Below are 2,538 nucleotides of genomic sequence, written 5' to 3'. Positions count from 1 at the left end.
TACGATTAACTTCGCTAACTGAAGTTCCACTTCCTTTAGCAACCCTTCTTCTGCGAGTTGGACCTAGTATACGATAATTAGACCTTTCCGCATAGGTCATTGATTGTATAATAGCTTTTTCTCTAACCAGTTCTTTAGTGTCGATATCATCTTCACTAATTTGCCCTTTAGCTCCCGGAATCATGTCGATAAGCTTATCAATTGAGCCCATTTTATTCATATTTTGTAGTTGATCCAAGTAGTCGTGCAAATCGAAGGTGTTCTCTTTCATCTTCTTTTGAACACGCTCACTCTCTTTCTCATCCCATACTTCTTGGGCCTTTTCAACTAAAGAGACTACATCTCCCATCCCTAAAATACGAGAAGCAATTCTCTCAGGATAAAATGGCTCTAAATCTTCAACTTTTTCCCCAACACCAATGAACTTAATGGGCTTTCCAACAATCGATGATAACGATAAAGCAGCCCCTCCGCGGGTATCTGAATCAAATTTAGATAAAATAACTCCACTAATACCAACTTTCTCTTCAAACTCTTTGGCAATGTTAACCCCGTTTTGACCAGTCATTGCATCGGCAACAAACAACTTCTCATCGGGATCTATTGCATCGTGGATTGCTTTTATCTCTTTCATCATCGTTTCATCTAGGTGGAGCCTTCCACTAGTATCAACAATGACAGCGTTGTATTGCTCTTTTTTAGCAAGTTTTAGTGCATTCTTAGCAACTTTTACTGGATTGTCACTTTTCTCACTGTAGGAGGGTACTCCTATTTGCTCTGCTAATATCTCTAATTGTAAAATAGCGGCAGGACGTACTAAGTCGGCAGCTACTAATAAAGGTCGTCTTCCCTCTTTTTTCAACCTTAAGGCTAATTTCGCAGCTGTAGTAGTTTTTCCTGAACCTTGAAGACCCATCATCAAAATAACTGAGGGGGTATCTGGCCCTTTTAATTTAAGCTCTTGTTGACCAACATCACCTAAAAGTTGAACCATTCGATCGTAAACAATTTTAATAAATTGTTGCCCTGGATCGACAGACTTTAAAACAGCTTCCCCTGTAGCCTCTTCAATGGTCCTATTTATAAACCTTCGAACTACCCGTAAGTTTACGTCGGCTTCCAAAAGAGCAATTTTAATCTCCTCTACAGCCTCTTCGATATTTTTTTGGGTAATTTTACCTTTAGAGCCAAAACCTCTAATTATATTTGAAAATTTTTCACTTATTGAATCAAACATTGTATATCCACTAAATTGTCCATTACAGTATCGTTTTATACTGTATTAGTTAAGCTAATGTCAATGGGATCTTCATAGATTACTTGCTTATCAGAATCGTATCCCATGCGGTAGCTAATCGCTTTAGAAACCCCTTTTTCTTGCATTGTAACACCCAGTAAGGTTTGCGAACCCATAACTGTGTGTTTGTTGTGGGTGATGATGATAAATTGACTGCTCTCACTAAATTCTTCCAACACCGATAAGAAATAACCGATGTTACGATCATCTAAGGAGGCATCAATTTCATCTAAAACACAAAATGGGGAGGGTTTTACTTTATAAGTGGCAAAAAGCAGTGCTACTGCGGTTAACGATTTTTCCCCTCCCGATAATGGGGCTAAACGATCAAGCTTTTTACCTGGGGGTTGAGCTAAAATATCGATTCCACTTTCTAAAATATTATCATTATCTAAAAGGCGTAAATCAGCCCTTCCTCCACCAAACATGCGGTGGAAGATATCTTGAAACGCCTCTCTAATTTTAACAAAAGAGTCGATAAACAGCTCTTCTGAGCGCGTTCTAATCTCTTTTATAACTTCAGTTAAATCGTCTTTAGCTTTTTCAAGGTCACTCATCTGTTTAACTAAAAAGTCGTGCCGCTCTTTAATCTCTCTAAATTCCTCTTGAGCCATGTGGTTGATGTAACCTAAAGATTGAATTTGCTTTTTAATTTGAGTTAACTCTTCACGCAGTTGAGGAACATCTTCTAAATCATCATTTAATCGCTCATCGTACTCTTTTAAACTCTTTCCGTAGTTTTCAAAGTAGTTGTGATAAATACCTTTTATTTGCTCAGCTAAAGATTCTAAGTGGAAAGTGAGTTTATCAACATTGGAACGAAGTTGGTTTTGTTTTTCATAAAGGGTGTTTACACTTTCACGTTTAGCTTGAAGCATTTGATGATCGTCACTAATTTTAACAACTAAAGAGTCAAGGCGCTCACTATAATCACCTTGAGAAGCAATTAAACTCTCTTTTTCATCCCTTAACACATTAATTTGTTCTAAGATCGTCCCTATTCTCTGTTCTGTTTGGTTAAATAGAAACTTCACCTCAGCCAACTGATTTCTTAAATCTTCAGTTTGCTCAGTTAAATTCTCTATTAAAATTTTAGCTAAATCTACTTTTGCTACTTGATCACCTAAATCAATTTTACTTTGCGTTAAGTTTTCTCTGTACTCTTCAAGCTCGTTATTAGCTTTCACAACCAACTCTCTTGTTTTACCAATTAAACTTCTTAAACTGACAATCTTATTGCG

2 protein-coding genes are annotated in these 2,538 nt (G+C 36.9%); both read right to left on the bottom strand.

What is annotated here, in order from left to right:
• Positions 1 to 1,237, bottom strand: a 1,237-nt coding sequence (gene ffh, locus M0R38_13410; protein ID MCK9482734.1) for a signal recognition particle protein, incomplete at its 3' end; no start/stop codon positions are given.
• 35 nt (positions 1,238 to 1,272) lie between these two features.
• Positions 1,273 to 2,538 (bottom strand): chromosome segregation protein SMC (locus M0R38_13405; GenBank protein ID MCK9482733.1); only part of this gene is annotated, 1,266 nt, incomplete at its 5' end.

This window comes from Bacteroidia bacterium, assembly GCA_023228875.1.
Classification (GTDB): domain Bacteria; phylum Bacteroidota; class Bacteroidia; order NS11-12g; family UBA955; genus JALOAG01.
The sequence above is the reverse complement of the archived record's forward strand: the minus strand, read 5'-3'. Positions and strand labels throughout refer to the sequence as shown.